20 protein-coding genes are annotated in these 23,986 nt (G+C 72.7%); 9 read left to right on the top strand and 11 right to left on the bottom strand.

From position 1 onward, the window contains the following. Positions 1-58 precede the first annotated feature (58 nt). The gene (locus ASD16_RS10255) at positions 59-1,288 is read right to left on the bottom strand and encodes an AGE family epimerase/isomerase (protein WP_055916468.1); all 1,230 of its coding nucleotides are present in this window, start codon (positions 1,286-1,288) and stop codon (positions 59-61) included. A gap of 66 nt (positions 1,289-1,354) precedes the next feature. Between ASD16_RS10255 and ASD16_RS10250 the strand changes: the two genes are divergently transcribed. Further along, the gene (locus tag ASD16_RS10250; protein WP_055916466.1) at positions 1,355-1,891 is read left to right on the top strand and encodes a bacterial proteasome activator family protein; all 537 of its coding nucleotides are present in this window, start codon (positions 1,355-1,357) and stop codon (positions 1,889-1,891) included. Positions 1,892-1,897: 6 nt separating this feature from the next. Here the strand turns inward: ASD16_RS10250 and ASD16_RS10245 are convergent, their stop codons facing one another. The 6 genes from ASD16_RS10245 to serS all read right to left on the bottom strand — a co-directional run bounded on the left by ASD16_RS10245 (position 1,898) and on the right by serS (position 8,474). After that, complete coding sequence (locus ASD16_RS10245; protein ID WP_055916464.1) at positions 1,898-2,761, bottom strand: DMT family transporter; 864 nt, start codon at positions 2,759-2,761, stop codon at positions 1,898-1,900. A 15-nt stretch (positions 2,762-2,776) separates the two neighbouring features. Beyond that, positions 2,777-3,736: a carbohydrate ABC transporter permease gene (locus ASD16_RS10240; protein ID WP_055916462.1), complete on the bottom strand. Its 960-nt coding sequence runs from the start codon at positions 3,734-3,736 to the stop codon at positions 2,777-2,779. After that, a complete protein-coding gene (locus ASD16_RS10235; protein ID WP_055916461.1) occupies positions 3,733-4,722 on the bottom strand; it encodes a carbohydrate ABC transporter permease in 990 nt (329 codons plus the stop codon). Before ASD16_RS10235 ends, ASD16_RS10240 begins: the two co-directional genes overlap by 4 nt. 107 nt (positions 4,723-4,829) lie before the next feature. Next, entirely contained in the window at positions 4,830-6,206 is a 1,377-nt protein-coding gene (locus tag ASD16_RS10230; RefSeq protein WP_055916459.1) for an ABC transporter substrate-binding protein, read from the bottom strand. A 208-nt stretch (positions 6,207-6,414) separates the two neighbouring features. Beyond that, positions 6,415-7,212 (bottom strand): HAD family hydrolase, encoded by a 798-nt coding sequence (locus tag ASD16_RS10225; protein ID WP_055916457.1) that lies wholly within the window; start codon positions 7,210-7,212, stop codon positions 6,415-6,417. Further along, a complete protein-coding gene (gene serS, locus ASD16_RS10220) occupies positions 7,209-8,474 on the bottom strand; it encodes a serine--tRNA ligase (RefSeq protein ID WP_055916455.1) in 1,266 nt (421 codons plus the stop codon). The genes ASD16_RS10225 and serS overlap by 4 nt, the downstream gene beginning before the upstream one ends. 185 nt (positions 8,475-8,659) lie before the next feature. On the opposite strand from serS, the gene ASD16_RS10215 reads away from it, so the two are divergent. Together ASD16_RS10215 and ASD16_RS10210 are read left to right on the top strand one after the other, a co-directional pair. Continuing rightward, the gene (locus ASD16_RS10215) at positions 8,660-9,823 is read left to right on the top strand and encodes a diacylglycerol kinase family protein (protein ID WP_055916453.1); all 1,164 of its coding nucleotides are present in this window, start codon (positions 8,660-8,662) and stop codon (positions 9,821-9,823) included. Positions 9,824-9,934: 111 nt separating this feature from the next. Continuing rightward, positions 9,935-11,776: a M48 family metallopeptidase gene (locus tag ASD16_RS10210; protein ID WP_055916451.1), complete on the top strand. Its 1,842-nt coding sequence runs from the start codon at positions 9,935-9,937 to the stop codon at positions 11,774-11,776. On the opposite strand, the gene pheA is transcribed toward ASD16_RS10210, so the two are convergent. Then, entirely contained in the window at positions 11,773-12,720 is a 948-nt protein-coding gene (pheA, locus tag ASD16_RS10205) for a prephenate dehydratase (protein WP_055916449.1), read from the bottom strand. The two genes, ASD16_RS10210 and pheA, sit on opposite strands and share 4 nt — an antisense overlap. 90 nt (positions 12,721-12,810) lie before the next feature. Here pheA and ASD16_RS10200 point away from each other — a divergent pair, with 90 nt between their 5' ends. After that, complete coding sequence (locus tag ASD16_RS10200) at positions 12,811-15,141, top strand: hypothetical protein (RefSeq protein WP_200942934.1); 2,331 nt, start codon at positions 12,811-12,813, stop codon at positions 15,139-15,141. Here the strand turns inward: ASD16_RS10200 and ASD16_RS10195 are convergent. Beyond that, on the bottom strand, positions 15,104-16,009 hold the full coding sequence (locus tag ASD16_RS10195) for a glycosyltransferase family 2 protein (protein ID WP_369817960.1): 906 nt from the start codon (positions 16,007-16,009) through the stop codon (positions 15,104-15,106). The genes ASD16_RS10200 and ASD16_RS10195 overlap by 38 nt on opposite strands. 35 nt (positions 16,010-16,044) lie before the next feature. Further along, positions 16,045-16,869: a DUF5926 family protein gene (locus ASD16_RS10190; protein ID WP_055916448.1), complete on the bottom strand. Its 825-nt coding sequence runs from the start codon at positions 16,867-16,869 to the stop codon at positions 16,045-16,047. An 83-nt stretch (positions 16,870-16,952) separates the two neighbouring features. Between ASD16_RS10190 and pgm the strand changes: the two genes are divergently transcribed. Then, positions 16,953-18,626: a phosphoglucomutase (alpha-D-glucose-1,6-bisphosphate-dependent) gene (gene pgm / locus ASD16_RS10185; protein WP_055916446.1), complete on the top strand. Its 1,674-nt coding sequence runs from the start codon at positions 16,953-16,955 to the stop codon at positions 18,624-18,626. Between the two features lie 49 nt (positions 18,627-18,675). Here pgm and ASD16_RS10180 read toward each other — a convergent pair whose 3' ends face one another. Beyond that, positions 18,676-18,972, bottom strand: a complete 297-nt coding sequence (locus ASD16_RS10180) for a GNAT family N-acetyltransferase (protein ID WP_055916444.1) — start codon at positions 18,970-18,972, stop codon at positions 18,676-18,678. A gap of 57 nt (positions 18,973-19,029) precedes the next feature. Between ASD16_RS10180 and ASD16_RS10175 the strand changes: the two genes are divergently transcribed. The 4 genes from ASD16_RS10175 to ASD16_RS10160 all read left to right on the top strand — a co-directional run bounded on the left by ASD16_RS10175 (position 19,030) and on the right by ASD16_RS10160 (position 23,969). Further along, a complete protein-coding gene (locus ASD16_RS10175) occupies positions 19,030-20,343 on the top strand; it encodes an MFS transporter (protein WP_055916442.1) in 1,314 nt (437 codons plus the stop codon). Then, on the top strand, positions 20,340-21,275 hold the full coding sequence (locus tag ASD16_RS10170) for a phosphotransferase family protein (RefSeq protein ID WP_055916441.1): 936 nt from the start codon (positions 20,340-20,342) through the stop codon (positions 21,273-21,275). Before ASD16_RS10175 ends, ASD16_RS10170 begins: the two co-directional genes overlap by 4 nt. A gap of 72 nt (positions 21,276-21,347) precedes the next feature. Beyond that, complete coding sequence (locus ASD16_RS10165) at positions 21,348-22,148, top strand: hypothetical protein (RefSeq protein ID WP_055916439.1); 801 nt, start codon at positions 21,348-21,350, stop codon at positions 22,146-22,148. Positions 22,149-22,211: 63 nt separating this feature from the next. Then, positions 22,212-23,969 carry a pyruvate dehydrogenase gene (locus ASD16_RS10160; protein ID WP_055916437.1) on the top strand — a complete coding sequence of 586 codons (1,758 nt, stop codon included), beginning with the start codon at positions 22,212-22,214 and terminating at the stop codon, positions 23,967-23,969. Positions 23,970-23,986: the final 17 nt, after the last annotated feature.

Here is a 23,986-nt window from a genome sequence, read left to right as displayed (position 1 = left end):
GGACGTCCGCGGACTCGAGCGTCAGGACGACCGGACGTGCGGACGTTGCGCGACAGAGCTAGTCGAGCAGGCCTGCCGCGAGGGCCGGGGTGATGACCGGGGTCAGCGGGAGGCGCGGGATCAGGGTCGCCTGAACCGCGTGGTAGAGGTCGGCCTTGCCGGACCAGACCGTGCGGGACACCTGGTTGTCGGTGCCGAGCTCGTGCCACCACGACCCCCCGACCCGGTCCAGGTGGTGCGCGCCGATGTACTCCCACCACTGCGTGTAGGCGTCGTCGAACCGGGCCTCGCCGGTCGCGGCGTGCAGGGCAGCAGCGGCGGCGACACCCTCGGCGGCCACCCAGTGCATCCGCTCGCGCACGACGGGTGCGCCGGACCAGTCGACCGTGTAGACGAAGCCGGGGGCGCCGTCGACGTCCCAGCCCTCGCGCACGGCGGCGTCGAACAGGGCGACCGCGTCCTCGAGCATCCAGGCGGAGGCGACGTCACCGCGGGCGGTGATCGCGGCGCGGGCGTGCAGGGTCAGCCGCGCCCACTCCAGCCAGTGGCCGATGGTCGCGCCGTAGGGCCGGAACGGGTGCGCCGGGGTGTCCACGTTGTACTCGAGGTCCGCCACCCAGTCGGCGTCGAAGTGCTCGGGGATGCGCCAGGAGTTCCCGGCGGCCCAGCCGTGCACCACGCGCTCGACGATGCGCAGCGCGCGGTCGAGCCAGATGCGGTCGCCCGTGACGTCCGCCGCGGCGAGGTACGCCTCGACGGTGTGCATGTTCGCGTTGACGCCGCGGTAGCCGTCGAGCGTCGTGAAGGTCCGGTCCCACTGCTCCACGGCCATGCCGGCGGCGTCGTCCCAGAACCGCTGCACCGAGACGGCGAGCGCCTCGTCCAGCAGGGCGCGGGCGCCCGGTCGGCCGGCGGCGGTCGCGCTCGAGGCGGCGAGGATGACGAAGGCGTGCGGGTAGGCGGCCTTGTCGGTGTCCCGCGGGGTGCCGTCGCGCTCGACCTCGGCGAACCAGCCACCGTGCTCGGCGTCGTGGAACGCGCCCGTGAGCGCGGCCAGACCGTGGTCGACGAGGGCGGCGGAGCCCGGGCGGCCCAGCAGGTGACCGATCGCGTAGACGTGCGTCATCCGGCACGCGATCCAGAGCTCGAGCGGACCGTCGACCGCGGCACCCGCCTCGTCCTGGCGAGCGAAACCCCCCGGCACGACCGAAGCGCGTCCGAAGTCGAGGAGCCGGTCCGTCTCGTCCTCGAGCCACCGGGCATGGGCAGGTGTGGTGAGCCAGGCCATGGCGCACACCCTAGCCAGCCGGACGGAGGGGCTGCGCCGGGCACCACAGTCGGTGAGAATGCCCGGGTGACCGACAACGACGCGCAGGACGCCCCCACCGACGACAAGCCGCGCGTGGAGGTGCTGGACCCGGTGCCGGACGACGACGAGCCCGAGGACATCACCACGCTCGTCGGCCAGCCCGCGAAGGTCATGCGCATCGGCACGATGATCAAGCAGCTCCTCGACGAGGTCCGCAGCGCACCTCTCGACGACGCGGCGCGCGCCCGGCTGGCGGAGATCCACGAGCGGTCCCTGCACGAGCTCGAGGAGGGCCTCTCCCCGGAGCTCGTCGCGGAGCTGCACCGGATCACGCTGCCGTTCGTCGAGGACCAGGCGCCGTCCGACGCCGAGCTGCGGATCGCCCAGGCGCAGCTGGTCGGCTGGCTGGAGGGGCTGTTCCACGGCATCCAGACCGCTCTGGTGGCCCAGCAGGTGGCGGCGCAGGGCCAGCTGGCCGGGATGCGTCGGCAGCTGCCCGCCGGGCCCCCGCACCCCGGCGCGCCCGTCCCGGTCCCGCGTGCCGACGGCTCCCCCGACCCGTCGACCGGGCAGTACCTGTAGGGCCCGTCACGCCGGCGGGGGTGCCTCCGTCGTCGGTGGGTCCTCCCGGTCGAGGCCCGTGAGCACGATGGCGCCGGAGACGAGCAGCAGCCCGACCACCTCGAGCCCGTGCGGCACCTGCTGGAGCAGCACGGCGCCGACCACCGCGGCGGTCGCCGGGAGCATCGCCAGCAGCACCGCGAACGTGGCGGCCCGCACCCTCCGCAGCACGACCTGCTCGAGCGCGTAGGGGACCACCGACGAGCACACGGCGATCGCGACCACCAGGGCCGCCAGCCGTGCGTCGTGCAGCACCGGCGCCGCACCACCGGCCAGGAACGGCGCGAACAGCACCGCACCCGCCGCCATCGCGACGGACAGCCCGGTGATCCCGCCGTTCGCCGCCCGCGCCACGCGCCGGCCGAGCAGGATGTAGGCCGCCCAGCACCCCGCCGAGACGAGGATGGCCACCAGGCCGATCACCGCGTCCGGCCCCGTGTCCAGGGACACCCCGGCCAGCAGCACCACGCCGACGGCGGCGACCGCGATGCCCACCCGGTCGCGCCAGCCGCGCCCGGTCACGGCGGCGACGGCGACGGGCCCGAGGAACTCGATCGCGACGGCGGTGCCGAGCGGCAGGTAGTCGATGGCGATGTAGAACGCCACGTTCATCAGGGCCAGCACCGCCCCGAACACGACGGCGGTGCGCAGGTCCGGCAGGTGCCACCGTGACCGCCACGGGCGCTGCCACACGACGAGCACGACCGCCGCGACCGCGATGCGCAGCCACGCGACCGAGGCCGCGGCGATCGTCCCGAAGATGCCGACCGCGAGCGCCGCACCCAGGTACTGCGTCAGTCCGGAGACGACGAAGAGCAGGGGTGCGGGCACGGCCTCAGGCTAGGGCTACCCCTTGACCGACCCCGCCAGCAGGCCGCGCACGAAGTACCGCTGCAGCGACAGGAACACGATGAGCGGCACGACGAGGGCGATGAACGCACCCGCCGACAGCAGCTGCCACTGCGACCCACGCGTCCCGCTCAGCTCCGCGAGCCGCACGGTGAGCGGTGCCACGTCCGTGGTCCCGCCGGCGAACGTCAGCGCAACGAGCAGGTCGTTCCACACCCACAGGAACTGGAAGATCGCGAAGGACGCGATCGCGGGCGTGAGCAGGGGCATGAGCACCTGGAAGAAGACCTTCACGTGGCCGGCGCCGTCCATCCGCGCGGCCTCGACCAGCGACGGCGGGATGTCCTTCATGAAGTTGTGCAGGATGTAGATGGCCAGCGGCAGGGCGAAGATCGAGTGCGACAACCAGATCACCCAGAACGACCCCGCGATCCCCCAGTCCACGTACTGCGAGAGCAGCGGGATCAGGGTGACCTGGATGGGCACCACCTGGAGCGCGAAGACCGCGACGAACAGGATGTTGCGGCCCTTGAAGTCCATCCACGCGAAGGCGTAGGCCGCCAGCAGCGCGAGCGAGATCGGGATGATCACTGCCGGCAGGGTGATGACGATCGAGTTCACGAAGTAGGTGGCCAGGCTGGTCGACGAGCCGAACAGCGCCTCCTGGTAGTTCTCCAGCGTGAGCTCGAAGTTCCACGGCAGGGTCCACCAGCCGGACGTGCGGATCTCCGACTTCGGCCGGAACGACGTGATGAGCAGGCCGAACGTCGGGACGGTCCACACGATCGCGATGAGGATCGCGATCAGCGAGGTCCACGGCGAGCTGAGCTTGCCCTTGGCGGCCGCGGCACGCGCCTCGGCCCGGGAGAGGCGCGACGACTTGCGGGTGCGGGTGGTGTCGACCTCCTCCGGCTCGACGAGCGTTGCGGGAGGCAGGGGTGCAGAGGCGTAGCTCATCGGATCTCCTCCGAGAGGCGGAGCTGCCGGACGTTGTAGACGATGATCGGGATCACCAGGATGAACAGGATCACCGCGAGCGCGGCACCGAGCCCGGCGTTCTGGGCACGGAAGCTCTGCGTGTAGAACTCGTAGGCCACGACCGACGTGTTGAAGTTGCCGCCGGTCATCGTGCGCACGATGTCGAAGACCTTCAGCGTGCCCATCGCGATCGTCGTCAGGACGACGACGAGCGCGGGACGGATGCTCGGCACGGTGATGAACCGGAACATGCCCACGCCGTGCAGGCCGTCGAGCCGGGCCGCCTCGGTGATGTCGTCGGGGATGGCCTTGATGGCGGCCGACAGCACCGTCATCGCGAAGCCCGCCTGGATCCAGATCATCACCGCGATGAGGAACAGGGTGTTCCAGGGTTGGTTGAGCAGGAACTGGTACGGCTCCAGGCCCAACCAGACGAGGATCTGGTTGGCGAGGCCGATCTGCTGGATGCTGCCCTGGTTCGGCCGGTACTCGTAGACGAACTTCCAGATGATGCTGGCGCCCACGAGCGAGATCGACATCGGCAGGAAGATCAGCGTCTTGGCCAGCGGCTCGTACCGCGTGCGGTCGACCAGCACCGCGTAGACGAGGCCGATGGCGGTGGCGAGCAGAGGCACGAGGACCACCCAGAGCAAGGTGTTGCGCAGCACCGTCTGGAACTGGTCCTCCGTGAACGCGGTCACGTAGTTCTCGAGACCGACGAAGTTCTTCCCCTTGGCGTCGAAGAGCGATGCCTTGATGGTGTTGAGCCCCGGGTACACGAGGCCGAAGACGACGAAGATCAGCGTGGGACCCAGGAACCCCGCGACGACCACCCAGATGGGCACCCTCTTGAGCTTGTCGATCCCGAAGAGGATCGCCCCCATGATGCCGACGAACAGCAGGATCGCGATCACCATCAACGCGAACTTGTGGCCCACGGTCTCCGCGTGGATGAACCAGTCCATTCCTCACCCTTTCCCTCGTCATCGAGGTGGCGTGCTCGGACGATACGCCCAGAACGCGGGGTGGGAGCCGCCGTGCCGACGGCTCCCACCCCGGTCCTCATCGCCGGTCAGGAGGCCGGCCAGGCCTTCTCGATGTTGTCGAGGGTCGCCTCGTCGGACTGGTCCTCACCGATCCATGCGGTCATCTGCTTCCAGAACGCGTCGGCGCCGACGGCACCGGGCATCTGGTCGGAGCCGTCGAACCGGAAGGTGTAGCTGTCGTCCGTGAGCAGGTCGAACGAGAGCTTGTCGATCGGCGACTGCAGCAGCTCCGGGTCGAGGCCGCTGTTGGCGCTGAGCCAGCCCTGACCGGTGGCCGCCGCCTTGGCGTTGGCCCACTCCGGGCTGGACAGGTACGCCTGGAACGCGGCGACCTCGGGGCGGTCGGCGAACGCGGTGACGAACTCGCCGCCGCCGAGCAGGGGCTTGTCGTCAGCGCTCGTGCCGGGCAGGTAGAACGCGTAGACGTCGCCGTCCTCCGCGACCTTCAGGCTCGGGTCCCAGTTGGCCTGGTAGAAGTTCGCCGCGCGGTGCAGGAAGCAGGTGCCGTCGGGGATGCCGTTGCCGGCCTCGTTCCAGGGCGCCGTGGCGATGGACTGGACGTCGCCCAGGCCGCCGTTCACGTACTCGTCGTTCTTGAGGATGCCGCCCACCGTCTGCAGGGCATCGAGCACCTGGGGGTCGTTGAACGGGATCTCGTGCGTGACCCACTGGTCGTAGACGTCCGGACCGGCCGTGCGGAGCAGCACGTCCTCCAGGAAGTCGGTGGCCGGCCAGCCGGTGGCGTCACCGGACTCGATGCCCGCGCACCACGGCTTGGCGTCGGGGTGGTCGGCGACGATCTGGTCGGTGAGGGCCATGAGGTCGTCCCACGTCGTGGGGATCTCGTAGCCGTTCTCCTCGAACGCACCCGGGGAGTACCAGACGAACGACTTCACGTTGGCGCCCAGCGGCGTCGCGTAGAGCGTTCCGTCGACCGTCCCGTAGTTGACCCAGCCCTCGGTGTAGTACTCGTTGGCGTTGTCGATGACCGGCTGCGGAGCCGCCACGACGACCTCCGGGTAGTCGGCGACGATCGAGGCCAGGAAGCCGGGCTGCGGGATGTACGCGATGTCGGGCGGGTTGCCGGCCTGCAGGCGGACGGGCAGCTGTGCCTCGAACTCCCGCGAGCCCTCGTACTCGATGGTCGCGCCCGTGCACTCCTCGAAGGGCTTGTACGAGTCCGTCTGCTGGACCGACTCGGGGTCGACGATCGACGTGTAGACGCTGATCGACTTCCCCTCGAGGTCGCCGTACTGCTCGAACGCGGTGCAGTCGACGTCCGAGGTGGCGTCGCCGCCCCCTCCCTCGTCGTCCCCGCCCGAACAGGCGGTGAGCACCAGGGCCAGGCTTCCGACCGCCGCGGCCGCTGCCAGATGGCTGCGGCGCCTGCGTGTGCCGTTCATGAGACCTCCACGTCGTCATGCTCCGGATAGGTGCCGGCGGCTGTGCACGGCACCCTTGCAAGCGATGCAAGCCGTTACGCAACACGGACGCAACCGTAAAGACCGGGCAATCCGGTCACGATTGAGTCACAGGCGAGCCACAGCGCCCTCGCACCACGGATTTCGTGCGGAAGGGCCGTCAGAACGGTCGAGATCGTCGGCGGGCGCGTCAGACCAGCAGGCTGTGCAGGACCGCGAGTGCGCCGTCGTCCCCGATCGTCCCCGTGACCTCGTCGGCCGCCGCGCGGACCGCCTCGGACGCGTGGCCCATCGCGACACCACGGGCCGCCCAGCGCAGCATCTGCACGTCGTTGCCGCCGTCACCGATCGCCACGGTCGCGTGCGGCTGCACGCCGAGGTGCTGCCGGACCTCCTCCAGCGCGCTGGCCTTCGACACCCCACCGGGCGTCAGGTCGAGCCACGCGGACCAGCCGACGGCGTACTCGACCTCGTGCAGCCCGACGCGTTCCACGAGCTCGTGGAAGAGCTCGGGGGTGCTGTCGGGGCTGCGGATGACGACCCGCGTGGCCGGCGTCGACGTCAGCTCCTCCCAGGACACGACCTCGAGGTCCCCGGACAGCTCGCCGTCGGGGAAGTCGGCGGACACGCGGAAGCCCAGCCCGAGGTCCTCGACCGCGTACAGGGCGTCGGGCAGCTCCATCGCGATCGTGCGCAGCGCGGGGCCGGGATCGAACGTGACCACCCGGACGATCTCGTAGCCGTTCTCGACGCCCGGGTCGAGGCGCGCGGTCACGGCACCGTTCGAGCAGACGACCCAGCCCTCCGTCAGGCCGAGCTCCATCGCCACCGGCGCTGCCGAGTGCACCCCGCGGCCCGTCGCCAGCACCACGTGCAGACCGGCGTCCCGCACGGCACGGACCGCCGCGCGCACCTCGTCGGAGATGACGCCGTCGTAGGACATGAGCGTCCCGTCGACGTCCAGGGCGACGAGGCGGCACCGGGTCATCGCACCGGCTCCAGCACCTCGAGGCCGCCCAGGTACGGGCGCAGCCCCGCGGGGACGCGCACCGACCCGTCTGCCTGCTGGTGGTTCTCCAGGAGCGCGACGATCCACCGCGTCGTCGCCAGCGTGCCGTTCAGCGTCGCGACCGCGCGCGTCGAGCCGTCCGCCGTGCGCTCGCGGACGCCGAGCCGGCGCGCCTGGAACGTGGTGCAGTTCGACGTCGACGTCAGCTCGAGGTACCGCTCCTGGCTGGGCAGCCACGCCTCGCAGTCGAACTTGCGGGCCGCGCTGGAGCCCAGGTCCCCGGCGGCGGTGTCGATGACTCGGTACGGCAGCTCGGCGAGCGCCAGCATCTCCTCCTCCCACCCGAGGATGCGGCGGTGCTCGTCGGCGGCGTCCTCGACGGTCGTCCAGCTGAACGCCTCGACCTTGTGGAACTGGTGGACGCGGATGATCCCGCGGGTGTCCTTGCCGTAGGAGCCGGCCTCGCGCCGGTAGCAGGCCGACCAGCCGGCGTACCGCTTGGGCCCGCCCGACAGGTCGAGGATCTCGCCCGAGTGGTAGCCGGCGAGCGCGACCTCGCTGGTGCCGACCAGGTACAGATCGTCGGCGGGCAGGTGGTAGATCTCGTCGGCGTGCGCGCCGAGGAAGCCCGTGCCCGCCATGATCTCGGGCTTGACCAGCGTCGGCGTGATGACGGGCGTGAACCCGGCGCTCATCGCCTTGTCGACGGCCGCGTTCAGCAGCGCCAGCTCGAGGCGCGCGCCGATCCCCGTCAGGTAGTAGAACCGGGCGCCGGACACCTTGGCGCCGCGCTCGGTGTCGATGGCCGCGAGGCCCTCGCCCAGCTCGAGGTGGTCGCGCACCGGGAAGTCGAACGCGGGCCGCTCGCCCACGTGCTTGAGCACGACGTAGTCGTCCTCACCGCCGACGGGCACGCCCTCCTCGACGATGTTGGAGATCCTGCGGCTCAGCTCCGTGGCGACCGTCTCGGCCGCCTCGGCGTCGCCCTGCAGCCCCTTGACCTGCTCGGCGAGGTGCCTGGCACGGGTCAGCAGCGCGTGCTTCTCGTCGCCCTGGGCCTGGGCCACCAGCTTGCCCAGGGACTTCTGCTCGGCCCGCAGCGTCTCGAACTGGGTCAGCGCAGAGCGTCGGCGCGCGTCGGCGTCGAGCACCTGGTCGACCAGGTGGGGGTCGTCGCCCCGCGTCACCTGGCTGGCGCGGACAAGGTCAGGATCCTCCCGCAGGAGCCGCAGATCGATCACCCGAGAACCCTACCGACCCTCTCGCGCGGCTCCTGACGGCAGCGGTCGGCACCCAGCTCGGTGGCTCCCGCCGAGCTCGGTGGCTTGACCAGCCGAGCTCGGCGCGAGCTGCCGAGCTCGGCGATCTCGGCACCCGTCGGCATGCGCCGCACCGCGGCGCGTGGCGCGGGCCGTAGATTCGCCCCATGACCTGGGAGGCGTGGGTGGCCGTGTGCGCGGCCGTCGTGGCTCTCTCGTCCCTTCTCCTCGTGGCGATCCTGTGGCTGCGGCAGCGGGAGCTGCGCCGGCGGATCGAGTCGCCCCGCAACGGTCCGGGCGCCCGGGAGCTGCGGCTCGCCCGGGACGTCGAGGAGTCCGGTCAGCGCGTCGCGTTCGTCGCCAACCCCTCCAAGCAGGACGTCCCCGCGCTCAAGGCGTCGGTGCACGCGGCCTGCGCGGAGCAGGGCCTGCCCGAGCCGCTCTGGTTCGAGACGACCATCGCGGACCCCGGCGTGGGCCAGACGCGGGACGCGGTCGCGAAGGGGGCGGACGTCGTCGTCGCGATCGGCGGGGACGGGACGGTGCGGGCGGTGGCCGAGGGGCTCGTCGGCACCGGCGTCCCGATGGGGCTCATCCCGCTCGGCACGGGGAACCTCCTGGCCCGCAACCTCGACCTCCCGCTGAGCGACCCCATGGCGTCGCTGCGCACCGCCCTGGAGGGGCGGGACCGGACGATCGACGTCGGCTGGCTGCGGGTGCACCGGTGGCAGTCGGAGATCGACGACCCGGTGACCGATGCGGCGGACGTCCTGTCGTCGACCCTGCCCGACCTCCCGAGGGACCACATCTTCCTCGTCATCGCCGGACTCGGCTTCGACGCCGCGATGGTCGCCGACACCGACGAGCAGCTCAAGGCGCGGGTCGGCTGGATCGCCTACTTCGTGTCCGGGATGCGGCACCTGCACGGCCGCCGGACCCGGGTGCACGTCCGGCTCGACGACCAGCCGATGACGTCGACCCGGCTGCGCAGCCTGCTCATCGGCAACTGCGGCAAGCTCCCGGGCGGCATCACGCTCCTGCCCGACGCGGTGCTCGACGACGGGTGGCTGGACATCGCCGCGATCGACACGCGCGGCGGCATCGCCGGCTGGGCGCAGCTGTTCGGCGAGGTGATGCTCCAGGGCGCGGGGATGCGCAACGACCTGCCCGCGAAGATCGGCCGCATCGACCACACCCGGGCGCAGGAGGTCCGCGTCGTGGTGCAGGGCGGCGAGCACGTCCAGGTGGACGGCGACATCGTCGGGCGCGTCACCGAGCTGTCCGCGAGGGTGGACCACGCGGCGCTCGTCGTCCGGGTCGCGGTGGCCTGACCCGGACCTTCGAGGGCAACCCGGTCAGCGATGCCCGCGGTGCCGGTCGGGACCGCTACGATCCGCGGCGAACGAGGCCGTGACGTCGCGGCTCGCACCGGAAGGACCCCCGTGACCACCACCCTGCGCGCCGCGCTCTCGGCCGTCCTGCTGGCCGGCTTCTACGTCGTCGCGCTGGCGATCATCGTCGGGATGGGGGCGCTCAGCTGGTGGGCGTTCCAGTCCGACGCCGAGGCCGCCGCCGCCAAGCTCGGCTTCTTCACCGCCGCGATCGCGGTCGGCGTGGTCGTCGCCCTGTGGAAGGTCGCCCGGGCACGCCCGGAGCCCGAGGTGGGTCCGACGCTCACGACCGCCGACGCACCCGCACTCTGGGAGACCGTCCGCGAGCTCGCCGACGCAGCCGGCACCCGCGCGCCCGACGACATCCGGCTGCTCCCCGACGTCAACGCGGCGGTCTCCGAGGACACGCGACTGCTCGGGCTCGTCGGCGGCACCCGGCACCTCTATCTCGGTGTCCCGCTGCTGCAGACGCTCGACGTGGGACAGCTGCGGTCGGTGCTCGCGCACGAGCTCGGTCACTACTCCAACAGCCACACCCGCCTCGGCCCGCTGACCTACCGCGGCCAGCAGGCGATCGTCGCGACGATCGAGCAGCTGTCGGGCAACGTCGTCGGCTGGTTCCTGCGCCTGTACGCCCGGCTGTTCTTCGTCGTCTCCGCGGCGGTCAGCCGTCGCCAGGAGCTGGAGGCGGACGAGCTCTCCGTGCGGATCGCCGGGCGCGCGACCGCGCAGAGCGCACTGCGCGAGCTTCCCGTCGCGGACGCCGCCTGGTCGTTCTACCTGCAGAACTACCTCAACGACGCGTGGGAGTCCGGGTACGCAACGACGTCGCACGGCTTCTTCGGCGGCTTCGGGCAGCTGGTCGCGGCGCGGACCGCGGAGCTGGCGGAGATGCGCGACGACGCGCCCCCGGCCGAGCAGTCGCGGTGGGACAGCCACCCGTCGATCGCGGTCCGTGTGGCGGCGATGGACCGCATGCCCGACGTGGCGGTGGCCCGGGACGCGCGTCCGGCGTGGGCGCTGATCCCCGGCTTCGAGGCGCACGCCACCGAGCTCGCTGCGCGCGTCTTCAGGGTCGAGGGCCGCACGCAGCTCGAGTGGGAGGAGCTGACCGCGACCTCCCTCGTGCTGTCCCGCCAGCGGACCGCCGACATCGTGTACCGCGCCGCCGCCCGGGTGGCCGGGCAGCAGCGCGCGAACCTGGGCACCGTGCTCGACGTGATCGCGGGTGGCCGTCGCGCCGCGCTGGAGAAGGACCTCGGCACCGAGGACGACCAGCTCGCGGACCTCCTGGAGCTGCTGGTCTCGCAGGCCGCCGTGCAGGCCGGGGTCGCCCGGTGGCGGCACTCGTGGAGCGGCCCGGCCGAGCTGGTGGGCCGCGACGACCAGGTGCTCGACCTCTCGCCCGTCGCGAGCGCCGCGCTGCTGCCGGAGACGGTGGGGGCCGCTCGGGCGCGGCTCGCCGAGATCGGTGTCGACGTCACGTCCACCGGTCAGGTCGCCGAGGTCGCCTCGGCGCACGGCGGGGAGGTGCTCGGCGGGCTGGCCAGCGTGAAGGTCGACGGCACCAAGCACGACGTGCTCGTCCTCGACATCGGCATGATCCTCGTGCCGACACCGAAGAAGGACGAGTACGGCAAGAACCGGATGATCTCGCTGCTGCAGTCGGGGTCCGTCGTGCAGCTCGCGTCCTACCACCGGTTCCTCGCGTACGAGCAGATCGCCACCGCGCGCATCGCGAAGCGGACACCGCTGCAGGCCGACCTGACCCTGCACGACGGCCGCACGGTGTCCCTCAAGGAGACGTGGACGGGCGAGACGCTCGACAAGGAGAGCTCGCTGCGGCTCCTCGAGCGGCTGCTCGCGTACGAACCCGAGGGCGCGCCGTCCTAGGTGGCTGAGCCGCCCCGGAGCGCCTTGAGCCACTCGCGCGCGCCGACGAAGTCGGTGTCCGCGGTGCCCAGGTGCACGGTCGGCGCGAGGGCGTCGGCGCGCGGGTAGGAGCCGAGGAACCGGACGTACGGGCAGCGGCGGTGCAGGCCCATGACGGCCTCGCCGACGCGCTCGTCGGTGATGTGCCCCCAGGCGTCGAGCGAGAAGGAGTAGCGGCCGAGGGCGTCGCCGATCGGCCGCGACTCGATCCGGGACAGGTTCACGCCTCGCACCGCGAACTGCTCCAGCATCGCGAGCAGCGCACCGGCCTCGTCGTCGGGCAGGTGGACGACGAGGGTCGTCTTGTCCGCGCCGGTGGGCGGCGGCACGGAGCCAGGGTGGCCGACGACGACGAACCGGGTCTGCGCGGAGACGTTGTCCGCGACGTCGGTGGCGAGCGGGACCAGACCGTAGGAGTCGACGGCGGCCGGCGGGACCAGCGCGGCGTCGAAGCCCAGCTCGGCACCGCCCGCCGCGATGAGCGCTGCAGGGGCGGTGTTCGACGTCGCCGGGACGTGCACGACGGTCGGCAGGTGGTGCGCCAGCCAGCGACGGCACTGCACCCACGCGTGCGGGTGGGCGGAGATGCGTCGGACGTCCTCGAACCGCACGCCGGGCGCGGCGGCGAGCGTGAACTGCACCGGCACGAGCATCTCCCGCACGATCACCAGGGGGTCGCCGCCCGCGAGGCTGTCGAGCGTCGCCGTGACACCGCCCTCGACCGTGCTCTCGATGGCTACCACCGCGAAGTCGGCGTCGCCCGTGCGGACGGCCTCGATGGCCGACGACACGTCGGACACCGGCAGGTCGACGCAGTCCCCGACGGCCACGACCTGACGCAGCGCGGCCTCGGTGAACGTGCCGGCCGGACCCAGGTACGCGTACCGCGGCAGCCCCTCGGACATGGCGTCCCTCCCGTGCAGATGATGTGCACGCTGCACGGATACCCGTCAGCGTCGCCGGGGTCGAGGGTAGTGCGCCCGTAGGCTGGAACGGTGCTGACCCCTGCCCGCCCGCGCGCGTCCGTGCTCCGCGGTGCGGTGCTCGCCCTGGTGCTGAGCCTCGCAGGCATCCTCCTGGCGACTCCCGCTCAGGCCGCGGACGAGCCCCCGGTGCTCCTCGTCGGCATGACCGGCGTCCGCTGGGACGACGTCACCACCCTGACCACCCCGGCCCTGTGGAGCCTGTCCCGCGACGGCTCGGTCGGTCTGGTCGCAGCCCGGAGCGTCGCGTCCCGGGCCTGCCCCGCCGACGGGTGGCTGGCCGTCTCCACCGGCACCCGCGCGGCGGACGTGCGGGCCGAGGACGGCACGTGCCGCACCCTGCGCGACCCGGGCGAGAGCGGCGAGGTGCCCGGCTGGGACGACTACGTGGCCGCGGCCGACGCCGAGTCGTACGGGGCGCAGCCCGGGTTCCTCGGAGACATGCTCGTCGACTCGGCCACACCCGCGACGGGCATCGGCCCGGGGGCCGCGATCGCCCTGGCGGACGCCGCGGGAATCCCCGTCGGCACCCACGAGACCCTCCCCGCGACCAGCACGGGCCTCACCCGCGCGGTGCGCGACGCCCTGAGCGCGTCCCGGCTCGTCGTCGTCGACGCGGGCTCGCTGCGCGACCCGGGGTACGCGACGACCCCCCGGCCGAGCACCCCGCAGCCCACCGCGAGCGCCCCCGGTGAGGAGCTGGAGGAGCCGCTGCCGCCCGAGGTGTCGACGCCGGACGCGATCATCGAGCCGTCGCGCGCCTTCCAGGCCCAGGTCATCGACGCCCGCATCGGCGCCGCGATCGCGGGCGCCCAGCGCTCCGGCGCGACCGTCCTCGTCGTCTCGCTCGCCGACTCGGGGCGCACCGCGCTCCAGCTGGCCGCCGCGACCGGCGTCGCCCCGAACGGCGAGGAGTACGTCGACAGCCTGCTGACCTCGGGCTCCACCCGGCAGGCCGGGCTCATCCAGACCGTCGACGTGACCCCGACCCTGCTGGACGGCATCGGGCTCGACAGCAGCGCGGCCTCCCTGAGCGGCGCGGTGATCCTGCCCGGACCGGCCACCGGCACCCCGACCGCGCGCGTCGCCCAGCTCCTCGACATCCAGCGGCACGCCACGATGGTCACCCGGGTCAGCGGCACGTACTCGGCGCGCCTGGTGCTGGTCCAGGCGGTGCTCTTCATCGCCGCGGCGATCATCCTGACCCGCCGCGGCCGCTCGGACCGCGCGCCGCTGCGACCGGCCCTGCGCGTGCTGCAGGTCTCCGCGCTCGCGCTCGCCGCCGCACCCGTCGCGTCGTTCCTCACCAACACGATCCCGTGGTGGCAGTCGGGCACGCCGGTCGCCGCATTCTGGTGGGTGCTGCTCGGGTGGGTGGCGGTCATCACGACCGTCGCGCTGGTCGGTCCCTGGCGACGCAACCTGCTCGGGCCCGCGGGGGTGGTCGCCGGGGTCACCGTCGCGGTGCTCGTGGTCGACGCCTGCACGGGGTCCACGCTCGTGATCGACTCCCCCATGGGCGCCCACCGGGTCCTCGCCGCGCGCTTCTACGGGATGAGCAACCAGGCGTTCGCGCTCCTGACGGCCGCCGGGCTGCTGCTCGCCGTCGCGATCGCCGACCCCTTGCTGCGGCGCGGCCGCCGGGGGATCGCGACCGCCGTCGTCGCCGGGCTCGGGCTCCTGATCGTGGTCGTCGACGGCGCCCCCGGCCTCGGCAGCGACTTCGGCGGCCCGCCCGCGCTGATCCTCGCGTTCGCGATGCTGACGATCGTCGTCAGCGGGCGGAAGGTCAGCTGGAGGTCGGTCGCGCTCATCGGGCTGGTCGGGGTCGTCGTGGTCGGCGGGTTCGCGGTGCTCGACTGGATGCGCCCGCCGGCCGACCGCACCCACCTGGGCCGCTTCTTCGCCACGGTGCTCGACGGCGGTCTGTGGGACGTCGTCGGGCGCAAGATCGCCGTCAACCTGCGCGTGCTGACGTCGTGGCGGTACCTGGTGACCGCCATCGGCGGCATCGCGCTGACGTGGCTGGTGGTCGTCGGCGGCCGCCCGCGGCGCGGCGAGCTGATGGGTCAGGGGCCGCTGGCCGGCCTGACCCGGGCGGTCCCGCTGCTCCGTCCGGCGGTCGCCTCGATCGCGGCCGCGCTGACCGTCGGGTTCCTCATGAACGACTCGGGCATCGTCGTCCCCGCCACCGGCATCGCGCTCGCCGTCCCGTGCCTCGTGGCCGCAGCCGCGCAGTGGCGCCTGGGCGCCCCGGACGGCGGGCTGGACGAACCCGCCCCCGACGGCGGGCGGGACGAGCCGGTCAGCGGTGCGTCTGTGGAGGCTTCTGCTCGGGGGTGACCGTGCGCTTCACGGCACCGGCGGCGCGGCGGACCCGGCGGGCGTTGACCGCGAGCTGCACGTCCCGGTACTGCGCGGCGCGGTGCATCTGACCCTTGAGGTCCGACCCGGACGGCCGGTGCTTCAGGTCGCACGGCACCTCGACGACGCGGAAGCCGCGGCGCAGCAGGTCGATCGTCATGCCCGTCTCGACGCCCCAGCCGTGGGCCAGTGGGGTCGCCGCCTCGAACGCCTCGCGGGTCAGGCAGCGCATCCCCGACAACGGCTGCGTCGGCGTCCACCCGGTCATCGACGTGATCGCCCGGCGGGCGGCACCGACGACGATCCCGCGGCCACCGGCACCCGGCTGCGGCGGGATCAGCGCGATCGCCAGGTCGGCGTGCCCCTCGAACACCGGCGGCACCAGGGGGGCCGTGTTGACCGCGGTCTCGCCGAGGTCGCCGTCGATGAACAGCAGGATCCGCGGCTGACGGTCCGGGGCGTCGCGCATGGCGACGACCGCCGCGCCCGTCTCCATCGCGGCGGCCTTGCCCCGGTTGTGCGAGTGCCGGACGACGACCGCACCGGCCTCCCGCGCGACGTGCTGCGTGTTGTCCTCGGAGCCGTCGTCGACCACGAGCACCAGGTCCACGTGCGGGATCGCGCGGGCCGAGCGGACGGTCGCCGCGATGCGCCGGGACTCGTCCTTGGCGGGGATGATCACGGCGACACGCTGGCGCGCCTTGTGGGCGGCCGCCTTGCGCTCGTCGACGGCCGCCTTGCGTGCCGCCACCGACGGGGTCGGGACCGTGTCGACCGACTCGACGGGAGGGGTCGGAGCGGCAGCACCCGCCTGGTCGTCGGCGGCCTTGCCGCCCTTGCGCGTCACGTCGCCACCCTATCTATCTGTGCAGGTCCCGCTGGTCAGCGCAGGGTGACCTGCCGGGCCACGAGACCGGCCCGGGCACGGCGCTCGTTGGCGTCCAGCGGCGACGTGTCCGCGAGCGCGGCCTCGAACCGGGGCAGGAAGTCGGCGACGGGCTTCTCGATGTCCTCGGCCTCCGACCCCTTGGCCAGCTCCCAGACCGGCACGACCAGACCGGCCGACCGGAAGTAACCGACGAACTTGGCGCCCTCGAAGCCGGACTCGCGCTTGGCGTGCAGGCGGGACAGCGCGTCGAGCACCACCTGCTCCTCGTGCGGCTGCGCCCAGCGCAGGAACTCGCGGGCACCCATCCGGCACCAGTACGCGGCGTCGGCGGCCTCGAGCTTGACCGTGTCGATGATGCCGCCGTCGGCCTCCTCGATCGCCGCCTGCAGGTCCGGGGTGCGCTCGGTGTCGGGGGCCAGCCAGTACGCGAACGAGTCGTGCACGGTGACCTCGAACGGCACGCTCAGGTCCAGCACGTCCTGCAGGCGCGGACCGGGCTCGGGCAGGCCGACGGTCTCGACGGCGGTGCCGGCCTCGACCTCGACGGCCTCGAGCAGGGCGTGCGCCAGGTCGCGGCTGACGTCGTTGGAGCTGCTCGTGGTCTGCAGCGCCAGCAGGATCATGCCGTCGGCGCGGTGCAGCGCGGGCCAGCTGGTCGGCAGGACCGTGGTCACGAGCACGTCGCGGGCGCCGTACTTCTTCGTGGTGCGGGCGGTCGCCGTCGCGGCGGGGACGAGCTCCTTGAGCGCCACCCAGTCGGGCTCACCGGGGAGCCCCTCGAACGGGCGCAGCACGAAGTCGGACGAGTTCTTGGCCATGCCGGAAAGGCTACCGGTCCTCACCGGGCCGACCAGCCGGACAGGGGGTCGCGGCATCCCGGACGTTGGGGGAGGATCGCCGCATGGACCCGCGCGCCGGAACACCTGCCCAGCCGTCCGACCTCGTCGATCTCGACGCCCTCAGCGGCGCGTACTACGACCGCGAACCCGACCTCGACGACCCGGCCCAGCGCGTGGCGTTCGGCACCAGCGGCCACCGCGGGTCGGCGCTGGACACCGCCTTCAACGAGGCGCACATCGTCGCCATCACGGCCGCGATCGTCGAGTACCGGCGCGACCAGGGGACCGACGGTCCGCTGTTCATCGGCCGGGACACCCACGCGCTGTCCGACCCCGCGTGGCGGTCCGCCCTCGAGGTGCTGGCCGCGGCCGGTGTCGAGGTGCACGTCGACGCCCGTGACTCCTGGACGCCGACGCCCGGGGTATCGCACGCGATCCTGCGGCACAACGGCGCGGGCAGCTCCGAGGGCGTGCGGACGCACGGGCCCGGCCTGGCCGACGGGATCGTCGTGACCCCGTCGCACAACCCCCCGCGCGACGGCGGCTTCAAGTACAACCCGCCGGACGGCGGCCCCGCGGGGTCGGACGCCACCGGGTGGATCGCCGACCGCGCCAACGAGATCCTCGCGTCCGGCTGGAAGTCCGTCCCGCGGGTGAGCATCGAGACGGCGCTGGCGGCGGACACCACCCTCAAGCACGACTACCTGTCGTCGTACGTCGCGGACCTGGCCAACGTCATCGACGTCGACGCCATCCGCGCGTCGGGCGTCCGGATCGGTGCGGACCCGCTGGGCGGCGCGTCGGTGGAGTACTGGGGCGAGATCGGCGAGTTCTACGGGCTCGACCTGACCGTCGTGAACCCGACGGTGGACCCGCGGTGGGCGTTCATGACGCTCGACTGGGACGGCAAGATCCGGATGGACTGCTCGTCGCCGTACGCGATGGCGTCGCTGGTCAGCCGCATGGCGGGCGACCCGGCACCGTTCGACATCGCGACCGGGAACGACGCCGACTCCGACCGGCACGGGATCGTGACGTCCGACGGTCTGATGAACCCGAACCACTACCTCGCGGTCGCCATCGCCTACCTGTACGGCGGGGCGCGCCCGGAGTGGCCGGCCGGGACGGCGATCGGCAAGACGCTGGTGTCGTCCAGCCTCATCGACCGGGTGGCCGACAGGCTCGGCCGGCGGCTGCTCGAGGTCCCGGTCGGGTTCAAGTGGTTCGTGCCGGGCCTGGTGGACGGGTCGGTGGGGTTCGGCGGCGAGGAGTCGGCGGGGGCGTCGTTCCTGCGCAAGGACGGGACCGTGTGGACCACCGACAAGGACGGCATCCTGCCCGCGCTGCTGGCCTCCGAGATCCTGGCGACCACCGGGAAGTCACCGTCGGCCCACCACCAGGACCTCGTCGCGGAGTTCGGGCAGTCCTGGTACGCCCGCGTCGACGCCGCCGCGTCCCGGGAGGAGAAGGCGACGCTGTCGAAGCTCACCCCCGACCAGGTGACCGCCACGTCGCTGGCCGGCGAGACGATCACCGCGAAGCTGACCAACGCACCCGGCAACAACGCCTCGATCGGTGGCCTCAAGGTCACGACGCACAACGCGTGGTTCGCGGCCCGGCCGTCCGGTACCGAGGACGTCTACAAGATCTACGCCGAGTCGTTCGTGTCCGCCGAGCACCTCGCGCAGGTGCAGGCGGAGGCGAAGGACGTGGTGTCGGCGGCACTGGGCGCGTAGCCCACCCACGAGCAGGGGCCCCCGGGGTGACCACTCCCCTGGGGGCTTCTCATCGCTGGGGCGCGCGCACCAGGTCCTGGTAGTCGGGGTGCCGACCGATCCACGCCTTGACGTACGGGCAGAACGCGACGACGTCCCGCCCGCTCGCGCGCACCGCGTCCAGGGCACCCTGCACCAGGGTCGACGCGATGCCCTGACCCTCGAACTGCGGGTCCACCTCGGTGTGCGTGAACACGACGGTGTTCCCGATCGTGTCGTACACCGAGAAGCCGAGCAGCTCCCCGTCGGGCGCGCGCGCCTCGAACCGGTGCTCGTCGGGGGAGTCGCTGACCTGCACGTCCGTCATGCCTGAATGGTGGAGCACCGCGCGGCCGTGCGGAAGAGCGGATGACACACTGAATGCATGCTCCAGCCGTACCGCGACGTGCTCACGCGCCCGGGAGCCCTCGCGTTCTCCGGCTCGGGCGTGCTCGCGCGGCTGCCGATGTCCATGGTCGGCATCGGCATCGTGCTCATGGTCTCCTCGCTGTACGGCTCCTACGGGCTCGCGGGCCGGGTGTCCGCCGTCTACGTGATCGCGCAGGCCCTGTGCTCCCCGCAGCTGGCGCGGCTGGTCGACCGGCACGGGCAGGGGCGCGTCATGCGGCCCGCCGTCGCGATCGCCGCCGTCGGCCTGGTCGGCCTCGTCGTCGCCGCCACCCTGGAGACCCACGAGGCCTGGCTGTACGTCGCGGCCGTGGTGACCGGCGCCGGCATCGGGTCGTTCGGGTCACTGGTCCGGGCGCGCTGGGCCCGCGTGCTCGGCGCCGACCCTCACCGGATGCACACCGCGTACTCCCTGGAGTCGGCGCTCGACGAGCTCGTGTTCATCGTCGGCCCCGTGCTGGCCACGCTCCTGGCCACCGGCGTCGCGCCCACCGCCGGGCTCGTCGTGCCCCTGGTCGCCATGCTCGTCGGCGGGTACTGGTTCCTGTCCCTGCGCCGCACCGAACCGCCACCCGCACCCGTCGGCAGCCCGCGCCCGAAGGGGTCCGTGCTGCGCCGGCCGGGCATGGTGGTGCTCGCCATCGTGTTCGTCGCGATGGGCTCGATCTTCGGCGCCACCGACGTCGCGACCGTCGCGTTCGCCGAGGAGTCCGGCTCCAAGGGGGCGGCCGGCATCATCCTGGCGATCTTCGCGCTCGGCTCGCTCATCTCCGGGCTCCTCTACGGCACCCGCACCTGGAAGCGGCCCCTGTACCTGCGGTTCGCCACCGGGATGGTCGCGCTGGCCGTCGGCGTCTGCTTCTTCTTCCTCGTCGAGTCGCTCGTCGCGCTCGCGGCCGTCATGTTCGTCGCCGGGTTCGCCATCGCGCCCACCCTCATCAACGGCAACGGGCTCGTGCAGGACCTGGTCCCGCGCGAGCGGCTGACCGAGGGGCTGACGTGGGTGGGGACGTCGCTGGGCGTCGGGGTGTCCGTCGGGTCGTCGGTGGCCGGGGCGCAGATCGACCTCCACGGGTCGCACGCCGGGTTCCTCGTGGTGGTCATCGCCGCCGGGGCGGCCGTCGTCGCCACGCTCGCCGCGCTGCGGACCCTGCGCGGGGACGGTGGCGACCACGTGCACGACTCCGTCGAGGCCGAGTCACCGTCGGCGACCGGTGGCGCGGCCGTCGCCGCGTGCGAGATCGCCGAGTCTGTCGAGCCGGCCCGCTCGGTCGGTAGCCTCGACGCGTGATCGACGCGTTGACCTCGCTCGTCGCGCCTCTCGGCGTGCTCAAGGACATCGAGCTCCTCACCGGTGGGCAGTTCGCGACGACGTACCGGGTGACCCTGACCGACGGGTCGCGGGTGATCGTGAAGACCGCCCCGACGGCCACCGACCAGCTGCTCGCGTACGAGCACGACCTCCTGCGCGCCGAGGCGCTCGTGTACGAGCTGGCCTCGTCGTTGCCCGCCCTGAGGATGCCGACGGTGCTGCTGACCGACTTCACGCGGACCGTGCTGCCCAGCGACGCCCTCGTCGTGAGCCACCTGCCCGGGGTGCCGCTGGTCGACGCGGGGTTCGGACCCTCCGACCCTCGGACAGCCGTAGCCGAGCGCGGGACCGGTGAGGTGCTCGCCGCCCTGCACCGGTTGACCGGTCCTGCGTTCGGGTACCCGTGCGGGCGGCTGGCGTCCTCCTGGGCCGCGTCGTTCACCGGGATGATCGACGAGCTTCTCGACGACGCCGCGCGCTGGTCCGTCCCGGTGCCGTCCTCCGCCGTGCGCAGCGCCCTGGAGAGGCACGCGGCCGTCCTGTCCGACGTCGACCGGCCGGCGCTCGTGCACACCGACCTCTGGGCCGGGAACCTCTTCGTCGACGAGACCACCGGCGAGGTCGTGGGCGTCATCGACCCGGAGCGCGCGTTCTGGGGCGACCCGCTGGCGGACCTCGTCGGCATCGACCCCATGGGCCGCGAACCGGGGACACCCGCCGTGCTGGAGGGGTACGGACCACTCGACATCGACAGCCCGTCGGCCCGCACCCGGCTGGACCTGTACCGGATGCGGCTCTGCCTGGTGATGATGATCGAGATCACCCCGCGCAGGTTCGAGGGCGACTGGGTGGAGCCGCACCGCTCGGCGGTCACCGCGAACCTGCACGAGGCGCTCGCGGCGCTGGCGTGACGCGCTCCGCCGACGCGGGTTCACCCGTGGATGCCGTCCGGTGAGAGGCAGCAGGTCCGTCAGGATGGGCGCGTGCTCCCCCTCCGCCTCGCCCGGCCGGCCCGCGGTCTCGTCGCCGTCGTCGCGCTCCTCGCCCTCGGCGCCTGCTCCGCGGACGGCGACCCGTCGGCGTCCCCCTCGGCCTCCTCGACCCCGACGCGCGCCCCGCTGACGTTCGAGGAGGCGACGGCCGCGCTGATGGAGTCGCTCGTCCCCACCGCGACCGTCGACCGCTGCGACGAGTACGAGCCGGGTTCGCCCGAGGCGCAGGAGTACCTCGACCAGCTCGCCGCCACGCAGGCCGAGGAGACGGCCCTGCCCGGCCCGGTCCTCCCCCAGTGCGGCAACCCGCTGCTCATCGACGTGCGGGCCGCGTCCCTGGCGGGCCACGCCTTCGCCCTGGGTGACCCGATCGAGCTGCCCGTCGCCGGCGGCGCGAGCCGGGTGATCGAGGTGTACGAGATGCCCGACGTGGAGTCCGCGCAGACCGCCGTCGCGACGGAGGCCGCCGACCTCGAGGGCTGGGCGGTCGACAGGGAGACGCCCCGCGTGGACAACGCGGACGGCACCTACATCCCGCGGACCGTCGTGTCCGCCTCCGGTGTGTCCGAGGTGGACCTGCCCGGCTGGACGGCGTGGGCGCTCACCCGCGACGAGGCGTCGTTCCAGGACGATGGCAGCATCGCCGCCGACCCGTACTCCGCGGCGCTCCTCTGGGCTGCGCGCGACGGCATCGTCGTCCGCGTGCAGGTCGTCGGCGACACACCGGGCCAGGCGGTCGCGACGGCGCTCGACACCGCCACGCGGTACGTCCAGGCCCTCCGCGCCGACTGAGGGTGCGGCGCCACCGACCCAGGCTGACGATGGAGGGACCGTCCAACCCCCCGGAGGTCACCCGTGCCACGTCGTCGATCGATCGCTGACCTGCTCGTCGCCCAGCTGGTCGCCGCCGGTGCGAGGCACATCTACGGGATCGTCGGGGACAGCCTCAACCCCGTCGTCGACGCGGTCCGCCGCGCGCGCGAGGACGGCGTCGACATCGCGTGGGTGCACGTGCGGCACGAGGAGGCCGGGGCCTTCGCGGCGGCGGCCGAGGCTGAGCTGACCGGCAGGCTGGCCGTGTGCGCGGGGTCGTGCGGGCCGGGCAACCTGCACCTGATCAACGGCCTGTACGACGCGAACCGGTCCCGCGTCCCCGTCCTGGCCATCGCATCACACATCCCCAGCGCGCAGATCGGGACGCAGTTCTTCCAGGAGACCCACCCCGACCGGCTGTTCCTCGAGTGCTCGGTGTTCAGCGAGATGATCTCGACCGCCGCGCAGGCGCCCCGCGTGATCCGGTCAGCCATCCACCACGCCTACGGCGCCCCCGGCGTGGCGGTCCTCACCCTGCCGGGCGACATCGCGGACCTCGAAGCACCCGACGCCGGCGTCGACGTCCTCACTCCCCCGCCGGCCCCGCGCGTCGTTCCCGACGAGGGTGCCGTGCGAGCGCTCGCCGAGGCCATCGACGCCGCGGGCAAGGTCACGATCTTCGCCGGGGCCGGTGTGCGCGGCTCGCGGTCGGAGGTCCTCGCGCTGGCCCGGCTGCTGAACGCGCCCGTCGGGCACAGCCTGCGCGGCAAGGAGGTCATCCAGGTCGACAACCCCTTCGACGTCGGCATGTCCGGGCTGCTCGGGTACGGCGCGTGCCAGTCCGCGATGGAGGGCGCCGACCTCCTGCTCCTGCTCGGCACCGACTTCCCGTACGACCAGTTCCTGCCGTCCGGCGTCCGCACCGCGCAGGTGGACATCGAGCCCACCCGGCTCGGCCGACGGACCCGCAACGACCTCGTGGTGCTGGGCGACGTGGGCGAGACGATGACGGCGCTGCTGTCCCTGGTGAAACCCAAGAAGAGCCACCGGTTCCTCGACCAGATGCTCAAGAAGCACGAGCGCGCGATGAGCGGGGTGGTCGGCGCGTACACCAAGGACGTCGAGCACACCGAGCCGATCCACCCCGAGTACGCGGCCGTCCTGCTCGACGAGGAGGCTCCTGACGACGCCGTGTTCACCGTCGACACCGGCATGTGCAACGTCTGGGCGGCGCGGTACATCACGCCCAACGGTCGTCGTCGGGTCATCGGGTCGTTCCTGCACGGGTCGATGGCGAACGCCGTCCCGCACGCCATCGGCGCGGCCCTGTCGGGGGGCGGCCGACATGTGGTCGCGATGGCCGGTGACGGCGGCCTGTCGATGCTGCTGGGCGAGCTCATCACCGTGAAGGTGCTCGACCTGCCCGTGAAGATCGTCGTCTTCGACAACGCGACGCTCGGCATGGTCCGGCTCGAGATGCTCGTCGACGGCCTCCCCTCCTACGCCACCGACACGCCCCCGGTCGACTACGCGGCGATCGCGTCTGCGGTGGGGATCCCCTCCGTGCGCGTCGAGAAGCCCACGTCGATACGCGCCGCGCTCCGGGAGGCGTTCTCCCACGACGGCCCGGCGCTGATCGACCTCGTCACCGACCCGCGCGCCCTCTCGCTGCCGCCGAAGATCACGCGCGCGCAGGTCTCCGGGTTCACCGCCGCGATGAGCAAGGAGGTGCTCGGCGGCGGGCTGGGCGAGGTCATGGCGATGGCCCGCTCGAACCTCCGCAACGTCCCGCGCCCGTGACCGCCGCACCTCCCGAC

It is taken from the genome of Cellulomonas sp. Root485, assembly GCF_001426705.1.
Lineage (GTDB): Bacteria > Actinomycetota > Actinomycetes > Actinomycetales > Cellulomonadaceae > Cellulomonas.
The sequence above is the reverse complement of the archived record's forward strand: the minus strand, read 5'-3'. Positions and strand labels throughout refer to the sequence as shown.